Here is a 22,400-nt window from a genome sequence, read left to right as displayed (position 1 = left end):
GACGGGGCGTCAGCCACGGTCGCTCCGCCCGCGCTCGTAGCGGCGGACGCGGCGGTAGCCGGTGAGCAGGCCGTCCGGGTCGAGGGTCACCTCGTACAGCGCCATCAGGCTCATCGTCTCCGGCACCCGGGCCAGCTCCACCACTTCGGCGTCCAGCACCCAGCCCTCCTCGGTCCGCTCCAGGCGCGGCAGCGCCTCGGGGTACAGACCCGTCAGCTCGACGAGCTGATCGCGGGCGGCGCGCAGGAGCGCCAGCGGTGTGGGTCCGCCGTTCGCCGTCTTCTTACCGGTCTCATCGGATGTGTCTGTCATGTGTGCCTCGGTGCGGCGGGTACCGCGCCCGGCCGGGGGCAAACCTGCGGCTGTGGACCCGGTCAGTTTGTGGCGGAAATGTGTGCCCCGTGGGCGGCGGTGGTCGATTCCCAGCGGGCTTCGGGAATTTACCTGGGGAGTTGCTGTGAGGCGGCCTCAACCAATACCGGAGCGGCGTCAATACGAGGGATATCGACGAAAACTCGCCGTCACCTTCGTGCCGTCAACACGGTGCACGTACGAGTGACAGAGAACGAAGGAAACCCGGGCGTGTTTACTGTGACACAAGTGTGACGCGTGAGAGACCCGGTACGGGTGAGCCTGTGTCAGCGGGCCGGAGAGCCGGGTTCCTCCGCCGTGTCCCGACGCATACGGTGGCGTCATGGCACCTGTACCGACGCCCTCCGCGGAACCCGACGACGACCTCGACAGCTATGTGGGCCTCGATGCCCGGACCGCCCAGGAACGCGCCCGTGAGCGGGGCTGGAGCACCGTGCGCGCGCTTCCGACGGGCGCGATCATCACCATGGAGTACCTGCGGGGGAGGATCAACTTCGAGGTGGCCGACGACACCGTCAAGCGCTGCTGGAAGGGGTGACGGGGGCGCGCACGCGGTACGGCGACGGCCCCGGACGCTCGGCGGGAGCGTCCGGGGCCGTCGGTACGATCGGCTCGGCGCGATCGGTGGGCGGCGGGGCTGCGGGAGAGGTGTGCGTACCGTCCCCCCGGCCGCCCCCGCGGTCAGCCGCCGGTGCTGGCCGCCCGCCCCCGGCCCGCCGGCGGGCCCAGCGGCGCCGTGGCGCGCGGCAGCCGGTCGGCGTGCGGCGGGCGGCGGCTGCCGCCCGGGGTGACGCCCCGCTCCGAGCGGATCGGATGCGTCCGCAGCGGGTGGTGCGGCCGGGCCTCGGGCATATGTGCCGCGACGCCGCTCGGCCGGCCGCCGACGCTCACCGTCTCGCGGGCCGGCAGCTCGTCGTCGCGCGCCGCGCGCGGGGTGGCCAGGGTCGAAGCGGCCACCGGGCGCGTGACCGGCAGCGGCGCCGACGCCCGGCGCTCGCGCACCTTGTCGTACAGGGCCAGCAGCAGCGCCTCGGCACGCGCCATGGCGGGCTCCAGCCACGGCAGCGCCAGCAGCACCAGCACCCCGGCCGCCCAGCCGAGCACCACGTCGCTGACCCAGTGGGTGCCGAGGTAGACGGTGGTCATGCCGACACCGAAGGCGAAGACCGCCGCGATGACCGAGGCGACCCTGCGGGCCCGGGGAGTGGTCGCCAGATAGGCCAGCACACCCCAGGTGACCACCGCGTTCGCGGTGTGACCCGAAGGAAATATATCGCCGTTGCCCCACATTTCGTTGGACCCGACGGTGGTCGCGTAGTGCGGGCCGAGCCTGCCGAAGCCGAGCTTGACGGAGCCGACGGTGATGTTCAGCAGCAGCAGGGAGGTCCCCAGCACGATCAGCGGGCGCAGGGTGCGCTGCTTGTAGCAGCACCAGCCCATCCAGGCGGTCACCGCCACCGCGGTGGGGCCGCGCTGGCCCATGACCACGAAGTAGTCCAGGAAGGTGTGGATCTCCGGCCAGTGCTTGTACGGCCGGAACAGCATGACCTGCCAGTCGAACTGCACCAGCCACGAGGTGGTGAGCACCCCGATCACGGTCGCCGCGTACACAGCGAGGGTGGACCCGAGCAGCCAGCGGCGTGTTCGGGTCATGCGCGGTCGCGCCAGATCGGTCGGGCGCCCCTTCACCTGAGGGAGCTTGTCATCGGTACGCACTCAATCGACGTTACATTGCGTGACAGGCCGCTTCGGTCGATCAGGTCGCTTTGTGATGACGATGTGATGTGGAGTGGGTCTCGTCCGCGGTTTTTGAACACGCCTTTCCGGAGGAAATCCGCGGGTGGTCGCGGCTTTTCCGAGAGTCGCCTTCCCGAAGCGGCTCCCGGACTTCTTTATGGAATTCTTACAGCGTCGTTTATCGGCGATTAGCCGAGGCGTTCCTCGGAGTTTCCCCGGCCGTTGCCCGTCGCCCCGGGGCCCCCTCACGGCGGCCCCGACCCGTTCAGCCAGAAGGCCCCGTACGCCGCCGAGGCGAGCCCCACCGACCCCAGGACCAGCACGGCCCTGGCCGTACGGAGGCGCGCGAGGGCGGCCGCGACCGGCAGCAGGATCGGGAAGGCGGGGAGCAGCAGCCGCGGCTTGGAGCCGAAGTAGCCCTTCGCGGTCAGCGCCAGGGTCAGCACCACCCCGGCGTACACCAGCAGCGGCAGCGGCTCGCGCCGCCGTACGCACCGAAGGAACACCCAGATCAGCAGGGCCACGCCGCCCAGCAGTCCCAGCCCGGCCGGGAAGCCCGGCCCCGCCAGCAGGCCCCCCGCGAAGCGCGCGAAGGCCACGCCGCCGTCGAATCCGTTCCGCCAGCCGTTCTGGACGTCGAAATAGCCGGTGACGCTGCCGGTCCGCACCCCCACCCACGCCACGTAGCCCAGCCAGCCGAGCGGTGCGAGGGTCATGCCCAGCAGCATCCGCCGGTGCTCCGGGCGCCAGGCCCGGTGCCGGCGTCCGGCGGGCAGCAGGGCCACCGCCGCCGTGATCCACACCGCCGCGATCACCGCGGCCCCCACCGGCCGGGTCAGCCCGGCCAGGGCCGCGAGTGACCCGGCCCATACCCACCGCCCGGTGAGCAGCGCGTACACCGCCCAGGCGGCCAGCGCGGTGAAGAGCGACTCGGAGTAGGCCATCGACTGCACGATGCCGACGGGCAGCACACCCCACAGCACGACCAGCGCCGTGCCCACGCGCCGCCCGCGCAGCCGGTCGCCGATCGCGAAGATCCCCCACGCGGCGAACAGCGACGCGACCCAGCTCACCGCCAGGCCCGCGGCGGCGGCGTCCAGCGGGGTCAGGGCCGAGATCAGCCGCTCCAGCCAGGGCAGCAGAGGGAAGAAGGCCAGATCGGAGTGGATGGAGCCGTCGGGCAGACGGAGCGTGTAGCCGTAGCCCTGCTCGGCGATGCGCGAGTACCAGAGGGAGTCCCAGCGGGCGGAGAGCAGCGTGTGCCAGCTCTTGCCCGCCACCGCCGCCCAGATCGCGAGAACCACGACGCCCAGCAGCCGCGTCCCCGTATACGCCAGGAGCGCCGGAGCGGCCCGGCGCAGCATGGTGGGAACCGCGCGGCTTGCCCGTTCGTCGTGTTTTCCGGCCGGGGCGTCGGCTCGGACGAGTTCAGTCACGGACCCGATTATCCAGGCGCGATCCCGACGGCCGACGGGCGCCGAAGGGGTGTGGGGCGTGGGGTGTGGGGCGGGGCAAGGCGTGGGAACAAAACGGGAGGGACAAATGGGGGACACCGGAACGTACGCCTTCGTTCACCCCTGCGACGTGGGTCTCAACATGGGATGGGCCACACGACCCGCGTGACGACTCGCGTACGCTGACCATTCACTCGCCCTCGCCGCCGGGTCGCCGGACGTCCTCAGCCTGCGACGTCCCGCCCCCGAGGGGCCGCGAGCGCACGACAGGGAGGTGCGGTTCATGTCCGGGACGACCACGGCCGGCAATCGACGGACGCCGGGCGTCCCCCGGCAATGGCGCGGCACCGACGCGACCGGCGGAGCCAACCGCTGGATCGTGCTCCTCGTGCTCTGCGTCAGCCTGCTGCTCGTCGCCGTTGACGCGACCGTCCTGCACGTCGCGGTGCCCGCCGTCACCGAGGACCTGCGGCCGGGCTCGATCGAGCTGCTGTGGATAGTCGACGCGTATCCGCTGGTCTGCGCCTCCCTGCTGATCCTTTTCGGGACGCTCGGCGACCGGGTGGGCCGCCGCCGGGTGCTGCTGCTCGGCTACGGCCTCTTCGGCGCGGCCTCGGCCCTCGCCGCCGAGGCCGGCACCCCGCAGATCCTCATCGTGGCCCGCGCCCTGCTGGGCGTCGGCGGCGCGATGATCATGCCCGCGACGCTGTCGATCCTGCGCCAGGTCTTCCCGGACCGCCGCGAGCGCGCCCTGGCCATCGGCGTCTGGAGCGCGGTGGCCGCCGTGGGCGCGGCCGTCGGGCCGCTGCTCGGGGGCTTCCTGCTGGAGCACTTCTGGTGGGGCTCGGTCTTCTTCATCAACATCCCGCTGATGGCGGTCGCCCTGCCCGTCGGCCGCTGGCTGCTGCCGGAGTCCACCGGCGACCGCGACGGCCCCTGGGACGTGCTGGGCGCGATCATGGCCGCCTGCGGGCTGTTCTGTCTGGTCTTCGGCGTCAAGCGGGTGGGCAGCGGCGCGGGCCTGCTGGAGCCCGTCACCGCCGGGCCGGTCCTGTTCGGCGCGGCCCTGCTGGTGCTCTTCGTACGCCGACAGCGCCGCCGCAAGCATCCGCTGGTCGACCTGCGGCTGTTCTCCCGGCCCGCGTTCAGCATCTCCGTCGGCTGCATCGTGGTCGCCCTGCTGGCGCTCGTCGGCCTGGAGCTCATAGCCGCCCAGTACTTGCAGCTCGTCCTCGGCCTCACCCCGCTGGAGACGGGCATGCGGCTGCTGCCGCTCACCCTCGCCGCGATGGCCGCCGGGCTCGCCGGGTCCCGGATGCTGCAGCGGCTCGGCCCCCGCACCATGGTCGCCTTCGGCTTCTCGCTGACCGCGGCGGCCGTCCTCTCGCTGGTCGTCATGGGCCAGTCCGACCGGCCCGCGGTCCTGGTCGGCGCCTTCCTCTTCCTCGGCTTCGGCCTCGAGACCACGCTCTTCGGCGCATACGAGTCCATGCTCAACGAGGCGTCGGTCAAGTCCGCGGGCGGCGCGGCCGCGATCGGCGAGACCTCCTACCAGCTCGGCGCCGGCATCGGCATCGCCCTCCTTGGCAGCGTCATGAACGCCACGTACGCGCCCGGCGTCTCCCACGCCGCGGGCGTCCCGGAGTCCGCCAGAGAGGCCGCGAGCCAGTCGCTCGGTGTGGCCTACAAGGTCTCCGACCGGCTCGGCGGCCCGGAGGGCGGGGCGCTGCGCGCGGCGGCGCGCCAGTCCTTCGTCCACGGCCTGCATGTCACGCTGGCGGTCAGCGCCGGGCTGCTGCTGGTGGGGGCGCTGGCGGCGCTGCGGCTGCCGAAGTCGATGGAGTGCGCGCCCGAGGAGGACGGGACGGACTCCGGGCACGCGAAGGACTCCGGGCACGCGAAGGACTCCGGGCACGCGAAGGACTCCGGGCACGCGAAGGACTCCGGGCACGCGAAGGACTCCGGGAAGAGTACGGATGCCGGGCCTGCGGCGGACGCCGGGCGCGGTACGGATGCCAAGCACGCGACGGACGCCGGGCATGAAACGGAGCCGGCCCCCGCCCCGGACACCGCCCGCGACGCGGCGCAGGACACGGGCGCCGCCCGCGTGCCCCGCCCCGGCCGCGCCGACCGCGCCGCGGTCGGCGCGGAGACCTCCGGCTGACGGCGGTTCCCTCCGGCCCCCGCGGACGTCGCTGGACGGCCGGGCGCGGTCTGGACGCCGGGGATTACCCGGCCGTAGCGTCGGATCCGACCGGAATGATCACCCGGCCGCACCGAAACCGCACCCCACCGCATCTCACCGCAGCCGAACCGCACCGGAACCGGAGGCCGAACCATGTCCGAGGGCGCCACCCGCAGCCTGCCGCCGTTCGACCCCGCCGACCCGCTCGGGATCGACGACCTGCTCGCCCCGGAGGACCTCGCCGTCCGCGCCACCGTGCGCCAATGGGCCGCCACCCGCGTCCTGCCGCACATCGCCGACTGGTACGAGCGCGGCGAGCTGCCCGGCATCCGGGAGCTGGCCCGCGAGCTCGGCTCCCTCGGGGCGCTCGGCATGTCGCTGACGGGATACGGCTGCACGGGCGCGAGCGCCGTCCAGTACGGGCTGGCCTGCCTGGAGCTGGAGGCCGCCGACTCCGGGATCCGCTCCCTGGTGTCCGTGCAGGGCTCCCTGGCCATGTACGCCATCCACCGCTTCGGCTCGACGGAGCAGAAGGAGCGGTGGCTGCCCCCGATGGCCACGGGCGAGGTCATCGGCTGCTTCGGGCTGACCGAGCCCGACCACGGTTCGGACCCGGCCGCGATGCGCACCTACGCCAAGCGGGACGGCTCCGACTGGGTGCTCACCGGCCGCAAGATGTGGATCACCAACGGCTCGGTGGCCGGGGTCGCGGTGGTCTGGGCCCGTACGGACGAGGGCATCCGGGGATTCGCCGTGCCGACGGACACCCCCGGCTTCTCGGCCCCCGAGATCCGGCACAAGTGGTCGCTGCGCGCCTCGGTGACCAGCGAGCTGGTGATGGACGAGGTGCGGCTGCCCGCCGGCGCCGTGCTGCCGGAGGTCACCGGGTTGCGCGGCCCGCTCAGCTGTCTGAGCCACGCCCGCTACGGGATCGTCTGGGGCGCGATGGGCGCGGCCCGGGCGAGTTTCCAGGCGGCGCTGGAGTACGCGGGGTCCCGCGAGCAGTTCGGCCGGCCCATCGGCGGCTTCCAGCTCACCCAGGCCAAGCTGGCCGACATGGCGGTGGAGCTGCACAAGGGCGTGCTGCTCGCCCATCACCTGGGAATGCGCATGGACGCCGGAACGCTCCGCCCCGAGCAGGTCAGCTTCGGTAAGCTCAACAATGTGCGGGAGGCGATCGAGATCTGCCGCACGGCCCGGACGATCCTGGGCGCCAACGGGATCTCCTTGGAGTACCCGGTGATGCGGCACGCGACGAATCTGGAATCGGTGCTCACCTATGAGGGCACCGTCGAAATGCACCAACTGGTGCTCGGCAAGGCGCTCACCGGAATCGACGCGTTCCGATGAGCGCGTCCCGGTGAGCGGCCTTGCCTAACTCTGGTTGAAGAAGCCCGTGGCGTGGTGTCTGTTGGCGCTGAGGACTTCGTAGTCCGGCGGGGTCAGGAGGAAGACGCGGTTGGCCACGCGGTCGATCGAGCCGCGCAGCCCGAAGATCAGCCCGGCCGCGAAGTCGACCACGCGCTTGGCGTCGGCGGGCTCCATGGTGGTCAGGTTGACGATGACCGGCACGCCCTCCCGGAACATCTCGCCGATGCCGCGCGCGTCCCGGAAGCTCTCGGGGGTGACCGTGGCGATACGGGTGCCCTCGTCCCGCGCGGCCTGGTCGGCCACCCGCACCCGCGGGTCGGTCACCCAGGCGTCGCCGGGCTCGGGCCCCTCGGCGTAGTCGTCGTCGTAGTAGCGCTCGTCATCGCTGTCGTCGACGAGGCCAAGCCAGGCACTCGCCTTGCGCACCGATCCCATGGACGCCTCCTTTCACTGCCGCTCTCTGTACTGCACCTGCCCCCTCTATCGTCGTCCATGATGCGGAAGGTGTGCCACGTGGATTGCGGCCGCACAGGGGATTCGTGACGGTACTGGTGCACAACGTATGGCGGCGAATCAGAGTTCCTCCTGCTGACAGGCCCTGACGAGGCGATGGGTAGACTCCGCCGGGCCGGACGGGTGACGCCGGGGACGTATGGGTGAACGGGGAGAAAGTTGTTTGGCATTATCCGCCCTTGCCGGCACCGGCTGTCGGAAAACCTGCGCACCGAGTGGATGGCGCATCTGTGCGGGTTGTGCCTCGCGTTGCGCGGAGCCCGTGGCCAGTTCGCGCGGGTCGCCACCAACTACGACGGTCTGGTCGTCTCGGTGCTCGTGGAGGCCCAGTCGCGTCGTACGGAGGGCTGGCGGCGCACCGCCGGGCCCTGTCCGCTGCGCGGCATGCGGAGCGCGCCGGTCGCCCAGGGCGAGGGCGCGCGGCTGGCGGCCACCGTCTCCCTGGTGCTGGCCTCCGCGAAGATCCGCGACCATGTGGCCGACGGGGACGGGGCATTGGCGCGCCGACCGGTCGCCGTGGCCGCCCGCCGGGTCGCCGCCGGGTGGGACCGGGCGGGCGCCCGCAGTGGCGCGGAGCTCGGCTTCGACACGGCCGTGCTACTGGACGCGGTCGGCCGCCAGGAAGGGATAGAGCGGGCGGCGGGCCTCGGCACGCCGCTGCTGGCCGTCACCGAGCCGACCGAGACCGCGACCGCCGCGGCCTTCGGGCACACCGCCGTGCTGGCCGGGCGGCCCGGCAACCAGGCGCCGCTGGAGGAGGCGGGGCGGCTGTTCGGCCGGCTCGCGCATCTGCTGGACGCGGTGGAGGACCTGGCCGAGGACACCGCGACCGGAGCCTGGAACCCGATCACGGCCACCGGGGCGGACCTGGCCGAGGTGCGCAGGCTGTGCGACGACGCGGTGCACGGGGTCCGTCTCGCGCTGCGCGAGGTGGAGTTCGAGAACGGCAAGCTCGCCCATGTGCTGCTGGCGCATGAGCTGGGGCGCGCGGTGGACCGGGCGTTCGGCACGACGTCCTGTTCGCACGGGGCCACCGCCGCGCACGCTCCACACGCCGCGCAGGGTACGCCGCCCCCGCAGTCGCCGTGGATCAACAACCCGTACGGGCCCGGCCCGGGTGGCCCCGGGGGCGCCCCGCCCGAGCCGCCGAATCGCAGGCGGCGGGGGCTGATAGCCGGATGCGCGGTGTGGGCCGGGCTCTTCTGCACCTGCCAGGTGTGCTGCAAGGACCCGTACCACGACCCGTGGAGCGGTCAGGAGCGCGAGGGCTGGTGCCACAAGTGCGATGACTGCAGCGACTGCTGTGATTGCTGTGACTGCTGCAACGGCGAGGGCAATTGCTGTGACGGCTGTGACTGCTGTGACTGTAGCTGCGATTGCTGAAAGGCGGCGGCCAGAGCTGGGGGCTGGGAGGGCGAGGGGAGGGGGAAGCGCTTGAGCGTGGGTGAAGGCGCGTGCTGCGTGACCTACGTGAGATACGTGAACTGCGAGAATGGGCACGGCCGCGCCGAACCGGGACAGCGGGCGGCGGGCAGGCAGAGCAGATGAGAAGGCCTCGGAACGCCGGAGCGGCGGAGGCGGCGGTCAGCCCGGACAGGAACCCGAACAGGACGCGGACCACACCCGACCGAAGTCGATGTGTCCGCGCGTGATCAGTCGCTGACGTGGCCGCATGGCCCAAGTGGAACAGTCTTGCGGTTTTGCGTCAACTGGCCGCGAGACGTACTGCTCACAGTTCGGACAACCTTGACAACGGGTCGTGGGGACGGCTTAGCCTCGGCGACAGGCCGTGCTGAGGGGCGCGGCCGGGTGTGAAGGCCACTGACGTGTTCGGTGACGAACCGACGGAGCCTTCCGCATGTCCGTGCGACCGGACCTTCCCTCCAGACCCCCCGCCCTCGTGATCGTCGGCGCGAGCCCCCGTGGCACCGGCCTCGTGGAGCGCATCGCCGCCAACGCCCCCGAGCTGTACGGCGAGGCCACCCCCCTCGATCTGCACCTGGTCGACCCGCACCCGCCCGGCGGCGGCCGCGTCTGGCGCCCGGACCAGTCCCCGTTGCTGTGGATGAACTCCATGGCCGAGGACGTCACCATGTTCACCGACGACACCGTCGAGAGCGAGGGCCCGGTCCGCCCCGGCCCCTCCCTCGCCGAGTGGGCGGAGCGCGTCCGCGCCGGGGCGTTCCCCGACGGCCCCGCCCCCGAACTCTCTCCCGAAGTCGCCGCCGAAGCCGCCGCGCTGACAGGCCGAGGCTTCGCCGACAGACGGCTGCAGAGCGCGTATCTGGCCTGGGTGCACGAGCGCTCGGTGGCCGCCCTGCCGCCCGCCGTCACGGTCCACGGGCACCGCTGCCGCGCCGTACGGATCACCGGCCCGCGCGACGGCGTGCAGCGGGTGTGGCTGGAGGGGCGGGCCACCCCGCTGACCGCCGACGCCGTCGTGCTCGCCCTCGGACACCTCGACGCCGAACCCGACCCGCAGCAGCGGGCGCTCACCGCCTTCGCCGCCGAACACGGACTCGACGAACTCGTCTATCTACCCCCGGAGTTCACCGCCGAGAGCGACCTGAGCCGGCTGCGCCCCGGTCGGCCGGTGATCGTGCGCGGCTTCGGGCTCGCCTTCATCGACCTGATGGTCCTGCTCACCGAGGGGCGCGGCGGGCGCTACGAGGAAACCGGCGGCGGGGAGCTGAGGTACCGGCCCTCCGGCCGCGAGCCCGTGCTCCACGTCGGCTCGCGACGCGGCGTCCCGTACCGCTCCAAGATCGGCTACGGGTGGCGGGGCGAACGCCCACCACTGCCCCGCTTCTTCGGCCCGGCCCAGGTCGAGGAGTTGCTGCGGCGCCCCGGCCGGCCCGACTACCGCCGCGACATCTGGCCGCTGATCGCCAAGGAGCTCGGCTTCGCCCACTACCACCGGCTGTTCACCGCCCACCCGGACCGCACGGCCACCCCCTGGCCCGACTTCGAGGAGCGATACGCCGCCTGCCCGCCCGACGGCCCCGAACTGCGCGCCCTGGTCGCGGCCGCCGTCCCCGACCCGGCGGACCGGCTCGACCTCGACGCCCTCGACCGGCCCCTGGCCGGGCGGCGGTTCGAGAGTTCCGAGGCCCTGCAGCAGGACCTGCGCGCGCACATCGAGGCCGATCTCGCCCGCCGCCACGACCCCGGCAACAGCCCCGACCTCGCGGTCTTCCTCGCGCTGCTGTCCGTATACGGCCGGCTGACGCGGCTCGGCGACATCGGCGGCCAGTGGCACGGATTCTTCAGCTACCTCGCCTCCGGCCCGCCCGGCCCCGGCTGCGCCAACTTCTCGCGCTCTCCCGCGCCGGCGTGGTGCGCTTCCTCGGCGCGGAGGCGCACGTCGTCGCCGACCCGCTGCGCAAGGTCTTCCGGGCGAGCGGCGCCGGGGTGGCGGGCCCGGGTGTGGAGGCCCGCGCGCTGGTCGAGGCCCGGCTGCCCGAGCCGACCGTGGAGCACACCCGCGACCCGCTGCTGCTCTCGCTGCACCGGGACGGCGCGGCCGCCCCCATCCGCGCCGCTTCGCGCTCGGACCGCACACCGACGCCCGCGCCTCCGGGGCCTTCGCCCGGCCCCGTACGAACGCGCCCGCCTTCCGCCAGAACGACGCGACGGCGCGCGCCCTGCTGTCGCTGCTCCGCTCCCTGCCCCCGTGCGCCCCGCTCACCGTCCGAGCCCATGCGCGCTGAATCGTGCACCCCTCACCAGGAAGGCCCCCTGACCATGGCCGACTCCCAGCCGCCCCTGGCACCGCACCCCCACGCGTCACATCCGCACGGGGCCCGCCCCGCGCCCCGGCCCCGCCTGCTCCACCTGGCCGCCGCCATCGACGGCACCGGGGAGTACCGGGCGCCGTACTTCGTCGAGCTCGCGCGCCTCGCCGAGCGCGGCAGGCTCGACTTCGTCACCCTGGACGACTCCCTGGGCCCGCCGGGGGAGGGGCGGGGCAGGCTCGACGCGCTCGCGGTGCTCTCGCGCGTGGCGCCCGACACCGGGCGGATCGGCCTGGTGCCGACCGTCACCACCACCCACACCGAGCCGTTCCACCTCTCCTGCGCCGTGGCCACCTTGGACTGGGTCAGCCACGGCCGGGCGGGCTGGCGGGCCGAGGTGTCGACGACCGAGGCGGAGGCCCGGCTGATCGGCCGCCGCGCCGCCGCCCCCGCCGAGGAGCTGTGGGAGGAGGCCGGGGAGGTCGCGGACGTCGCCGCCCGGCTGTGGGACAGCTGGGAGGACGACGCCGAGATCCGCGATGTGGCCACGGGCCGCTTCATCGACCGCGACAAGCTGCACTACGTCGACTTCGAGTCCGCCCGGTTCAGCGTGCGCGGCCCGTCCATCGTGCCCAGGCCGCCCCAGGGCCACCCGGTCGTCGTGGTCGACGCCACCGACCCGGTCGCCCGGCGGACCGCGGCCCGCCACGCCGACGTGGCGTACGTCCGGGCCGCCACCCCCAAGGCGGCCGGCGCGATCCGCGACGAGCTGCGGCGGCGCGCGGTGGCGTACGGCCGCGACGAGGACGGGCTCACCATGCTCGCCGCCCTCGCGGTCGACCTGTCCGACGGCGAACCGGCCTCCGAACTCCCGCCACCCAGCGGCCCGCTGGCGGCGCGGGCGGACGGGCTCCCGCTGTACCGCGGTGGCCCGGTCGACCTCGCGGAGCTGATCGCGCGCTGGCACCAGGCGGGGGCCGCGGACGGCTTCCACATCACCCCCGTCGTACCGCGCCACGACCTGGAGCGGTTCGTCAACGGCACGGTGGCGCTGCTGCAGCACCGCGGACTCTTCCGCACCTTCTACCCCGGCGCCACACTCCGCGACCACCTGGGCCTGGCCCGCCCGGCCAACCGGTACGCACGGGCGAAGGAGGCGTCCCAATGACGCCGAGCGGTGAGTCGAGCGGCCGGACGACCAGGGCGATGCACCTGGCCGCGCACTTCCCCGGCGTCAACAACACCACCGTCTGGGCGGATATTGGAGTCGATCACGGTGCTGAAATGGCCGTTTTTGTACGGGCCGAGGCCGCCGACGGCTTCATCCTCGTACCGCGGCCGACCCCCGGCGGGCTCGACGAGTTCGTCGACCGGGTCGTGCCGCTGCTCCAGGAGCGCGGTGCGTTCCGGACCCGGTACGAGGGCAGTGCGCTGCGCGAACACCTCGGCCTTCCGCAGCTTGGTGCGAAGTCGTCGGCGGGGAACGGAACCTGATCGGCCGACGACTCGTCGAACCAGGTACCCGAGGGGATGGGTGCACAGCCCCGGTGGCCGGAAGCCGCCGGGGCCATGCGACTTGTGCCCACGACTTTTTCAATCGTCCTCTTGCGCACCGTGGTTGAGTCCACGAATACTTCCGGGAGCGCTTGTCAGGAGCACGTCGGAAACGCCCCCGCGGCGTCAGCCGTTGATATCGGCGTCGGCGTGCTCATTGACTGCGCCTCACGGGCCTGCTCACCCAAGCGGACCCCCGATTCCCCCGGAGGAAGAGTTGAGGATCAAGCGCAACGCCCCCCACAACAAGCACGCGAGACGTCTCGCCCTGGTCGCCGCGACCTCGGCCCTGCTGGCCGGGACGGCACTCGCCGCACCCAGCGCCTACGCCGGCAACGACGCGACCCCCAAGTTCACCGCGGCCGAGGCCAAGGCGGCCGGCAACGCCGTCCTCAAGGCCGATGTCGCGGGCACGGCCTGGTATGTCGACAAGGCGACCAACACCCTTGTCGTCACCGCCGACAGCACCGTCTCGCAGGCCGAGATATCCAAGATCAAGAACACCGCCGGCGCCAACGCCGACGCGATCGAGGTCAAGCGCACTCCGGGCAAGATGCAGAAGCTGATCTCCGGCGGAGACGCGATCTACGCGAGTAGCTGGCGCTGCTCCCTCGGCTTCAACGTGCGCAACAGCAGCGGAGCCAACTACTTCGTCACCGCCGGTCACTGCACCGACGGCGCGGGCACGTGGTGGAGCAACTCCGGCCACACTACGACCATCGGCCCGACGTCCGGCTCCAGCTTCCCGACCAACGACTACGGTCTGGTCCGGTACAGCGGCTCGGTGACCCCCGCCGGCACCGTCGGCAGCCAGGACATCACCAGCGCCGCCAACCCCACCGTGGGCCAGACGGTCACCCGGCGCGGCAGCACCACCGGCATCCACAGCGGCCGGGTCACCGCGCTGAACGCCACCGTGAACTACGGCAGCGGTGACATCGTCTACGGCATGATCCAGACCACCGTATGCGCCGAGCCCGGCGACAGTGGCGGCCCCCTGTACGCCGGCAGCACTGCCCTCGGCCTCACCTCCGGCGGCAGCGGCAACTGCACCTCCGGCGGCACGACCTTCTTCCAGCCGGTCGTCGAGGCGCTGAACGCGTACGGCGTGAGCGTCTACTGATCCACGGCCGGTACGGACCCCCACGGCCGTACCGACCCACGGCCGGTCGTCCGGCCGAGTCCCCTGACCCCCGCCCGGTCCTCCGGGCGGGGGTTCCCGCCGTTCAGGGGCGTTCTGTGTCGTTCCCGGCCGCTTCGTCGATTCCGGTTGCCGACGCTTCTCTCCCCGGTGCGTCGGGGGCGGGACTATCGTGGACAACAGCGCCCCAGATGGGGCATCGCTCGCGATACGGCAGGCAGGTGGCCGTGATGGTCGAGGAGCTTGTGACAGCAGGCGCGGTCGTGGCCTCGTGCGGGGCCGTGTACGCGATAGCGGCGGCGCGCGTGATCAAGCAGTACGAGCGGGGCGTGGTCTTCCGGCTCGGCCGGCTGAGGTCGGCGATCCGGCCCCCCGGGTTCACCGTGATCGTTCCGGCGTTCGACCGGCTCCGCAAGGTGAACATGCAGATCGTGACCATGCCCGTGCCCGCTCAGGAGGGCATCACCCGGGACAATGTGACCGTGCGGGTCGACGCGGTCGTCTACTTCAAGGTCGTGGACCCGGCGGACGCGATCGTCCAGGTCGAGGACTACCGCTTCGCGGTCTCCCAGATGGCCCAGACCTCGCTGCGTTCGATCATCGGCAAGAGCGACCTGGACGATCTGCTCTCCAACCGGGAGAAGCTCAACCAGGGCCTGGAGCTCATGATCGACAGCCCGGCCGTGGGGTGGGGCGTGCATATCGACCGGGTGGAGATCAAGGACGTCTCGCTGCCGGAGACCATGAAGCGCTCGATGGCTCGCCAGGCCGAGGCCGACCGGGAGCGGCGCGCCCGCGTCATCAACGCCGACGCGGAGCTGCAGGCCTCGAAGAAGCTGGCGGAGGCGGCCGCGCAGATGGCCGAGACGCCGTCCGCGCTGCAGCTGCGACTGCTGCAGACCGTGATGGCGGTGGCCGCCGAGAAGAACTCCACGCTGGTGCTGCCCATCCCTGTGGAGCTGCTGCGCTTCCTCGAAAGGGGCCAGCAGGAGACGCCCCACCCCGACGGCTCCGTGGCGGCCCCGGAGCCCCGGCCCGCCAATCTGCCCGCTGGTGAGGCGTCAGCCGGCATGCCCGAGCTGGTCGAGCCGACCGAGCCCCAGCGCCGTTCTGGCTAAGAATTTTCTCTTCCAGCCATCGGCCGAGCTCTTGGCGCGCTGTGCCCTCGATGCCCTGCGGGGCACCGGGGGCACGGCTGTCGCGGCGGCACATCTCCAAGCGGCGGATCTTCAGGCGGCGCATCGTGAGCCGTCCGCGATCGGCGACGGAGGCAGGGCGACGGCGGCATCAGGCGCGGCGGTCGCGGTGGGCGCCGTGCGAGTCCTGGGGCCGACGTGCTGGCTCCGTATGTGCTGACCGGCCGGGCCCTGCTGCCGGAGGAATCGGCGGCCGTCCGCCTCCGCCTCTCGGCGCTGCCCCCCGCGCAGCGCCCGCCCGCCGCGCCGCCGGGCGGGCGGGAGCAGCCGTGGACCAGGGCCTGGATCGACTGGGGGCTGGGTGCCCTGGTCCCTGCGGATGGGGCAGCTGGCGTCGCTGGCCCTGCCCGGCCTGGACGGGCCCGTGCACCAGGCCGCACGCTCCGGTGTCCTGGCCCTGGGCCGCGGCGCCACCCGCGCGCTGCTGCGGCGGGACGTCGCCACCGCGGCGCGCATCACCCGCTGGCTGGCCTGGCTGGCTGCCGACGGTGTCGCGCTTCCCCTGGACGCGGCCTTGCTGACGAGGACATCGCGCTGGGTTCTGCTGGGCGCAGCTGAAGGAGGGCGCCCTGCTGTACGAGCGGCTGCTGCGCCACCCTCTGGCCACCGACGTCCTGGAGTGTTACGCGCACTTCGCCCGGACCGGCCACCGTCACCCCGGCCTGGAGCGGCTGATCCCCCACTTCGCCGCGATGGGCGCCGCACACGTCGTCGAGCATGTGCCAAGGTCACCCCGGCCGACCCGGCCTTCGACGCGTCCCCGTTCCGAACTGCCGTGCGCCCGCACGGCCGTGCCCGGCGCCAGGGGCGCATTTTCGTGATCTTTCGCGCGACGTGTACGCGACCTTGTACGCGCCCCGCGCACCCCGGAATACTCGGCGGCGCAATTTGGCATGGACGCGCCCCCGGCTGGGCAGGCACGCCTGTGCCATGAGTCCTCCGGGTCCGGCGCACCTCACCGCCGGGCCCAACCCCCCACAGGAGGCCTGAGTTGAAGCACCGACGCATATCCCGGCGACGTGTGGTCGTCACCGGCGCCGCCGCCGTGGCCCTCACCGCCGGGGCCCTGTCCCTGCAGACCGCCACCGCCGCCCCCACCCCACCGCCGCCCCCCACCCTCTCGGCCGCCGAGGCCGGGCAGACGGCGGCCACCCTGATCGCCGGGCTCAAGGGCGGTGCGGCCGGGGCGTACTACGACGCCGAGGCCAAGAAGCTGGTGGTCAACGTCCTGGACCAGGCAGCCGCTGACCAGGTGCGCGCGGCCGGGGCCGAGGCCAGGGTGGTCAAGTACTCGCTGGCGCAGCTCGGCGCCGCCCGTGCGGTACTGAAGGACAAGGCGACCATCCCCGGCACCTCGTGGTCGGTCGACCCGAGGACCGACAAGGTCGTCGTAACGGCTGACCGCACGGTCGAGGGAGCCCGGCTCGACCGGCTCAACGAGGTGGCCGACGGGCTCGGCGACAAGGTCGAGGTGCGGCGTTCGGCCGGGACGTTCCGGACCTTCATCGCGGGCGGCGACCCCATCTGGGGCCAGGGCGGGCGCTGCTCGCTGGGCTTCAACGTCGTCAAGGGCGGTGAGCCGTACTTCCTGACCGCCGGTCACTGCACCGAGGCGATCAGCAGCTGGTCCGACTCCCAGGGCGGCGCGGAGATCGGCAAGAACGCGGGCAGCAGTTTCCCCGACAACGACTACGGGCTGGTCAAATACACCGGCGACACCGCGCACCCGAGCGAGGTGAACCTCTACGGCGGCACGCAGGCCATCACCAAGGCCGGTGAGGCCACGGTCGGCCAGACGGTGCAGCGCAGCGGCAGCACGACCCAGGTGCACGACGGCAAGGTCACCGCCCTCGACGCGACCGTCAACTACCAGGAGGGCACGGTCGAGGGGCTGATCCAGACCACCGTGTGCGCCGAGCCCGGCGACAGCGGCGGCTCGCTCTTCGCGGACGACACCGCGTTGGGGCTGACCTCGGGCGGCAGCGGCGACTGCTCCTCGGGCGGTGAGACCTTCTTCCAGCCGGTGCCGGAGGCGCTCCAGGCGTTCGACGCCGAGATCGGCTGAGGGGCTGACACGCCGGCCGGCAGGGCCTTCGGGGCCCTGCCGGTCAGCGCGCTCGGGCACTCAGAAGCCGAACAGCTGGCTCCGGAGGCTGTTCTTGAGGCAGGGGTTCGGGAAGGTGTGCTCGTACCAGACCCGGCGGCCCTCCCAGACCCCCTCCGCGGTGACGGTGACCGGGCGCCACTCCTTCGTGCAGACCCGGCCGTGCTCCGTCCTGGCCGTCAGCGCCCGGAACGTCCCGTCGACCGCGCGCAGTTCGGCGCAGGCCCGACGGGGCGTCGGGTGGGTGCCGGCCGGGGTGGGGTGACAGCTCAGCGTCACCGCGCGCCGCACCGGGGCCGAGGCCGCGTCCTCCCCCTCTCCGTAGCTGAGCACCAGCGCCGAGGCCGGATACAGGCTCCTCGGCTGCGCGGGCGCGGCGCTCGCCACGCCACCGGCTCCTGTCCCCACCACGCTGCTCAAGGTCAAGGCGGCGCCCAGAGCGATCGCCCCTGCGGTTCTCCGCATTTCGAACACTCCTTGCTCGTGGTTGCGGATACCGGACGGAGTCGCACGCGATGCATATCAGGAACGCACATCACTCGATCACTTCCGGTCGCAACACGTAATCATGTGGTGGCTCATTGTTGCGCGAGGAAGGTGCGTTCCCTGGGAGCACGCGGCGGTGACCTGGCCGGGTCGCACGGCGCCGGTCAGCCGTCGAGTGAGCCGCTCAGCGCGCCGCTCTCCCGACCCCACCCGTACGCCCGCTCGGCCCGCAGCCGCACCACCAGCCGCCGCTCGGCGACCATCGCGGCGCGGAACTCCTCCCAGTCCGGGTGCTCGCCCGCGATGGCGCGGTAGACCTCGACCAGCTCGTCGGCGGTGGCGTCGTGGGGGGCGGCCGCGACCGGGGTCAGCTCGGCGTTTCCCTCGGCGACCAGGTAGGAGTAGCGGTCGCCGCTGGTGACATAGAAGCTCGCGCGCGGATCGCGGCGCAGATTGCGGGTCTTGGCGCGGTCGTCGGTGACCGAGATGCGGATGAGGCGCGCCGTGGGGTCGTAGGCGAAGGCGACGTTGGAGAGCTGGGGGCGGCCGTCGCGCTTGAGGGTGACGAGCGCGCCGGTGCGCTGCTCCCGCAACAGGCCGAGCAGGTCGGTGTCGTCGGATTCCGTGGCGTGGTCGGGGCGGTCGGTCATGGCGGTGACCCTACGCGGCCGGCCGCCGGGCCGGTATGGGCGCACCGCCTTGCGATGTGGGTGTTATGAGGTTTTAGTCCCTTATGGTGAAAGGGGAAGGTGTCATTCCCGCAGGTCGCGCGGGAGGCGAGTCGTTTCGCACGAGTGTTCGAGAATTGGTTTAAGGTGGGTCCGGGGGCTGCGCTACATGCGGCTCCGCCGCGTGGCGAGCAGGGACGGCAGGGGGGTGCGACAAACAGCGGGAGGTGCGGATGCCAGGGTTCACGCATCTGCACACCGCCTCCGGGTTCTCCATGCGGTACGGAGCCGTCCACCCGGAGCGGCTGGCCCAGTGCGCCGCCGAGCGCGGCATGGACGCGATCGCGCTGACGGACCGCGACAGCCTCGCCGGGGCGGTCCGGTTCGCCAAGGCGGGCGCGGCCGCGGGGGTGCGGCCGCTCTTCGGGGTGGACCTCGCCGTACGGGCGCGGGCCGTGGAGCCGGGGCGTACGGTCCGGCGGCGCACACCGGTGCGCGGCGGGGCGTTCATCGACGAGTCCGCGCCCCGCGCGGTCTTCCTGGCGCGGGGCGGCGCGGCCGGCTGGGCCGCGCTGTGCGGGCTGGTCTCGGCCGCCCACGCAGAAGCCCACCCGGGCGGCGCCGGGCAGTCCCTGCTGCACTGGGAAGACCTCGCAAGCGGCGGCGGCGCCACCGCCCTCGCCCCGCTGACCGTGCTCCTCGGCCCGGACTCCGACGTCGGCCGGGCCCTGGCCGCCGGGCGGCCCGACCGGGCCGAGCAGCTGATCGCCCCCTGGCGCGAGCTGTTCGGCGACGCGCTGCGCCTGGAGGCCGTGTGGCACGGCCGCACCGGCACCGGCCCCGGCTCGCTGCGGCTCGCCGCCCGTACCGTCGGCTTCGCCGCCGACCAGGGCGTACGGGTCGTGCTGAGCAACGCCGTACGGTACGCCGACCCCGGGCAGGGCCCGGTCGCCGATGTGCTGGACGCCGCCCGCAGACTGGTGCCGATCGACCCGCGCGACCTCGCGGCGCTCGACAGCGGCGAGCGCTGGCTCAAGGGTCCGCGGGACATGGCGCGGATCGCCGAGAAGATCGCGGAGGCCGCGGGATGGCGGCGGGACGCCGCGCACCGGCTGCTGGAGGAGACCGCGCACACCGCCGCCGCATGCCTCGTCGACCCCGAGGACCACCTCGGCCTCGGCAGCATCCACTTCCCCGAGCCGCACCTGGTCGGGGCCGGACACCGGAGCGCCGAGCGGGTGCTGCGCTCGCGCTGCGCCGCCGCCATGGTGCTGCGCGGCTACGACCGCGACCACGAGCGGTGGGGGCGGCTGGAGGACGAGCTGCGCACCATCGAGCGGCTGGGCTTCGCCTCGTACTTCCTCACCGTCGCCCAGGTCGTCGACGACACCCGGGCGCTCGGCATCCGGGTGGCCGCCCGCGGCTCCGGCGCGGGCTCGTTCGTCAACCACCTCCTCGGCATCGCGCACGCCGACCCCGTCGCGAACGGATTGCTGATGGAGCGCTTCCTGTCGGTGCGGCGGGCCGCGCTGCCGGACATCGACATCGACGTGGAGTCCGCGCGCCGCCTGGAGGTCTACCGCACGATCTTCGGCCGCTTCGGGGCGGAGCGGGTCGCGACCGTCTCGATGCCCGAGACCTACCGGGTGCGCCACGCCGTACGGGACGTGGGCGCGGCCCTCGGCATGGACCCCGCCGAGGTGGACCGGCTCGCCAAGTCCTTCCCGCACATCCGCGCCCGCGACGCCCGCGCGGCGCTCGCCGAACTGCCCGAGCTGCGCGCGGTCGCCGCCGAGCAGAAACGTCACGGCAGGCTCTGGGAGCTGGTCGAGGCGCTGGACGGGCTGCCCCGCGGCATCGCCATGCACCCGTGCGGGGTGCTGCTCTCCGACGCCGGGCTGCGGGCCCGTACGCCCGTCGTGCCCACCAGCGGCGAGGGCTTCCCCATGTCGCAGTTCGACAAGGACGACGTCGAGGACCTCGGGCTGCTCAAGCTCGATGTCCTCGGGGTGCGGATGCAGTCCTCGATGGCGCACGCGGCCGCGGAGGTGGCACGGGTCACGGGCCGGCCGCTGGACCTGGACGACCCCGAGGTGGTGCGGCCGAACGACCCGGCGACCTACGACCTGATCCGCTCCACCGAGACGCTCGGCTGCTTCCAGATCGAGTCGCCCGGCCAGCGCGACCTCCTCGGACGGCTGCAGCCCACCTCCTTCCACGACCTCGTGGTCGACATCTCGCTCTTCCGGCCCGGCCCGGTCGCGGCCGACATGGTGCGCCCCTTCATCGAGGCGCGGCACGGCCGCAAGCCGCCGCGCTATCCGCATCCGGACCTGGAGGACGCGCTGCGCGAGACCTACGGCGTGGTCGTCTTCCACGAGCAGATCATCAAGATCCTGTCGATCATGACCGGCTGCGAACGGGACCTCGCCGACGAGGCGCGGCGCGCGCTGTCCGACCCCGAGCGGCAGGGGCGGGTGCGGGCCTGGTTCCACGCGGAGGCCGCGAACCGCGGCTATCCGCCGGAGGTGCTGACGCGCACCTGGGAGATCGTCGAGGCGTTCGGGTCGTACGGCTTCTGCAAGGCGCACGCCGTGGCCTTCGCGGTGCCGACCTACCAGTCCGCCTGGCTCAAGGCGCACCACCCGGCGGCCTTCTACGCCGGGGTGCTCACCCACGACCCCGGGATGTATCCGAAGCGGCTGCTGCTGGCGGACGCGCGGCGGCGCGGGGTGCCGATCCTGCCGCTGGATGTGAACCGGTCCGGCGCCGCCTATCGAATCGAACTGGTGTCTGGTGATGGGGGGTCGGACAGGGCGACCGGCGCGGGCTTCACGGGCGCGGGCTTCGGGATCCGGCTCGCACTGAGCGACGTCCACGGCATCAGCGAGGCCGAGACCGCGCGGATCGCGGCCGGGCAGCCGTATTCCTCGCTCCAGGACCTGTGGCGGCGCGCCCACCCCGGGCGGCCGGTCGCCGAACGGCTCGCCCAGGTCGGCGCGTTGGACGCCTTCGGCACCAGCCGCCGCGACCTGCTGCTGCAGATCGCCGAACTGCACCGGCAGCAGCGGGGCGCCCGGCGCGACGGCACCGGTGAGGGCCAGCTCCCGCTGGCCGAGACCGCGCCGCCCGCCCCCGCCGGGCTGCCCGACCTGGACCCGGAGGAACGTCTCGGCGCCGAGCTCGGCATCCTCGGTATGGATGTCTCGCGCCACCTCATGGGCGACCACCGGGCCTTCCTGGAGGAACTGGGCGCGGTCCCGGCGAAGCGGCTGCGCGACGCGCGGCACGGCGAGACCGTGCTGGTCGCCGGGGCCAAGGCGGCCACCCAGACCCCGCCGATCCGTTCGGGGCGGCGCGTCATCTTCACCACGCTCGACGACGGTACGGGGCTGGTCGACTGCGCCTTCTTCGACGACAGCCACGCCGCGTGCGCGCACACCGTCTTCCACTCCTGGCTGCTGCTGGTGCGCGGCGTGGTCCAGCGGCGCGGGCCGCGCAGCCTCAGCGTCGTCGGCTCGGCGGTCTGGAACCTCGCCGAGCTGGTCGAACTCCGGCGCGAGGGCGGCCTGGAGGCGGTCGCCGCCGAACTCGCGGGCGCGGGCCGGGCGGAGCCCGAGCCCGGGGCCCCCGCCGGTGTCCCGGCCGGCGCGGACGCCGAGGCCGGGAGCGGGGCCGGGAGCGAGACCGGCGGCGACTCCGGGCGCCGCATCCACCTGCCCACCGGCTACGCCATGCACCCGTGGGCCGACCTCCGGCCCGCGGGCGAACAGGCCGCCACCGGCCGCAAGCTGTGGCATTCCAGCCCAGGGAGCGCGGGATGACTCCCCGACCGACCCATGAGCAACCGCATGTGCTGTACGTGCGCTTCCACCGTTCCTTGAC

At 73.0% G+C, this 22,400-nt stretch carries 16 protein-coding genes and 2 pseudogenes; 12 read left to right on the top strand and 6 right to left on the bottom strand.

Annotated features, from left to right (window positions below):
• Positions 1–9: 9 nt before the first annotated feature.
• Positions 10–312, bottom strand: a complete 303-nt coding sequence (gvpO, locus tag PV419_RS39495; protein WP_319697296.1) for a gas vesicle protein GvpO — start codon at positions 310–312, stop codon at positions 10–12.
• A 382-nt stretch (positions 313–694) separates the two neighbouring features.
• Between gvpO and PV419_RS39490 the strand changes: the two genes are divergently transcribed.
• Positions 695–910 carry a proteinase inhibitor I78 gene (locus PV419_RS39490; RefSeq protein ID WP_319697295.1) on the top strand — a complete coding sequence of 72 codons (216 nt, stop codon included), beginning with the start codon at positions 695–697 and terminating at the stop codon, positions 908–910.
• A 143-nt stretch (positions 911–1,053) separates the two neighbouring features.
• Here PV419_RS39490 and PV419_RS39485 read toward each other — a convergent pair whose 3' ends face one another.
• A complete protein-coding gene (locus PV419_RS39485; RefSeq protein WP_319697294.1) occupies positions 1,054–2,088 on the bottom strand; it encodes a phosphatase PAP2 family protein in 1,035 nt (344 codons plus the stop codon).
• Positions 2,089–2,354: 266 nt separating this feature from the next.
• On the bottom strand, positions 2,355–3,545 hold the full coding sequence (locus PV419_RS39480; RefSeq protein WP_415925476.1) for a mannosyltransferase family protein: 1,191 nt from the start codon (positions 3,543–3,545) through the stop codon (positions 2,355–2,357).
• Between the two features lie 301 nt (positions 3,546–3,846).
• On the opposite strand from PV419_RS39480, the gene PV419_RS39475 reads away from it, so the two are divergent.
• Entirely contained in the window at positions 3,847–5,727 is a 1,881-nt protein-coding gene (locus tag PV419_RS39475; protein ID WP_319697292.1) for an MFS transporter, read from the top strand.
• A 174-nt stretch (positions 5,728–5,901) separates the two neighbouring features.
• Positions 5,902–7,098 (top strand): acyl-CoA dehydrogenase family protein, encoded by a 1,197-nt coding sequence (locus PV419_RS39470; protein ID WP_319697290.1) that lies wholly within the window; start codon positions 5,902–5,904, stop codon positions 7,096–7,098.
• Positions 7,099–7,122: 24 nt separating this feature from the next.
• Here PV419_RS39470 and PV419_RS39465 read toward each other — a convergent pair whose 3' ends face one another.
• On the bottom strand, positions 7,123–7,554 hold the full coding sequence (locus tag PV419_RS39465; RefSeq protein WP_319697288.1) for a cell division protein SepF: 432 nt from the start codon (positions 7,552–7,554) through the stop codon (positions 7,123–7,125).
• Between the two features lie 237 nt (positions 7,555–7,791).
• On the opposite strand from PV419_RS39465, the gene PV419_RS39460 reads away from it, so the two are divergent.
• The 8 genes and pseudogenes from PV419_RS39460 (at position 7,792) to PV419_RS39430 (ending at position 17,322) form a co-directional block, all read left to right on the top strand.
• Complete coding sequence (locus PV419_RS39460; RefSeq protein ID WP_319697287.1) at positions 7,792–9,015, top strand: DUF5685 family protein; 1,224 nt, start codon at positions 7,792–7,794, stop codon at positions 9,013–9,015.
• Positions 9,016–9,490: 475 nt separating this feature from the next.
• Positions 9,491–11,342 (top strand): annotated as a pseudogene (locus PV419_RS39455) (FAD/NAD(P)-binding protein).
• Between the two features lie 34 nt (positions 11,343–11,376).
• Positions 11,377–12,534 carry an LLM class flavin-dependent oxidoreductase gene (locus tag PV419_RS39450; RefSeq protein ID WP_319697361.1) on the top strand — a complete coding sequence of 386 codons (1,158 nt, stop codon included), beginning with the start codon at positions 11,377–11,379 and terminating at the stop codon, positions 12,532–12,534.
• A 113-nt stretch (positions 12,535–12,647) separates the two neighbouring features.
• Positions 12,648–12,860: pseudogene (locus PV419_RS39445) on the top strand (F420-dependent methylene-tetrahydromethanopterin reductase); the annotation flags it as partial.
• A gap of 277 nt (positions 12,861–13,137) precedes the next feature.
• Positions 13,138–14,043 (top strand): S1 family peptidase, encoded by a 906-nt coding sequence (locus PV419_RS39440; protein WP_319697286.1) that lies wholly within the window; start codon positions 13,138–13,140, stop codon positions 14,041–14,043.
• A gap of 248 nt (positions 14,044–14,291) precedes the next feature.
• The gene (locus PV419_RS39435) at positions 14,292–15,179 is read left to right on the top strand and encodes a slipin family protein (RefSeq protein ID WP_319697284.1); all 888 of its coding nucleotides are present in this window, start codon (positions 14,292–14,294) and stop codon (positions 15,177–15,179) included.
• Between the two features lie 632 nt (positions 15,180–15,811).
• Positions 15,812–16,078: a DUF6895 family protein gene (locus PV419_RS53525; RefSeq protein ID WP_415925481.1), complete on the top strand. Its 267-nt coding sequence runs from the start codon at positions 15,812–15,814 to the stop codon at positions 16,076–16,078.
• A 170-nt stretch (positions 16,079–16,248) separates the two neighbouring features.
• Positions 16,249–17,322 (top strand): S1 family peptidase, encoded by a 1,074-nt coding sequence (locus tag PV419_RS39430; RefSeq protein WP_319697282.1) that lies wholly within the window; start codon positions 16,249–16,251, stop codon positions 17,320–17,322.
• 60 nt (positions 17,323–17,382) lie between these two features.
• Here the strand turns inward: PV419_RS39430 and PV419_RS39425 are convergent, their stop codons facing one another.
• Together PV419_RS39425 and PV419_RS39420 are read right to left on the bottom strand one after the other, a co-directional pair.
• Entirely contained in the window at positions 17,383–17,826 is a 444-nt protein-coding gene (locus PV419_RS39425; protein ID WP_319697280.1) for a subtilase-type protease inhibitor, read from the bottom strand.
• 185 nt (positions 17,827–18,011) lie between these two features.
• Positions 18,012–18,497, bottom strand: coding sequence for a PPOX class F420-dependent oxidoreductase (locus PV419_RS39420; protein WP_319697279.1), 486 nt, complete (start codon positions 18,495–18,497; stop codon positions 18,012–18,014).
• A 251-nt stretch (positions 18,498–18,748) separates the two neighbouring features.
• Here PV419_RS39420 and PV419_RS39415 point away from each other — a divergent pair, with 251 nt between their 5' ends.
• Entirely contained in the window at positions 18,749–22,339 is a 3,591-nt protein-coding gene (locus PV419_RS39415; protein ID WP_319697277.1) for a DNA polymerase III subunit alpha, read from the top strand.
• Positions 22,340–22,400: the final 61 nt, after the last annotated feature.

The organism is Streptomyces sp. ME19-01-6, assembly GCF_033793745.1.
In the GTDB taxonomy this organism is placed as follows: domain Bacteria; phylum Actinomycetota; class Actinomycetes; order Streptomycetales; family Streptomycetaceae; genus Streptomyces.
This window is presented reverse-complemented; position numbering and strand designations above follow the sequence as displayed.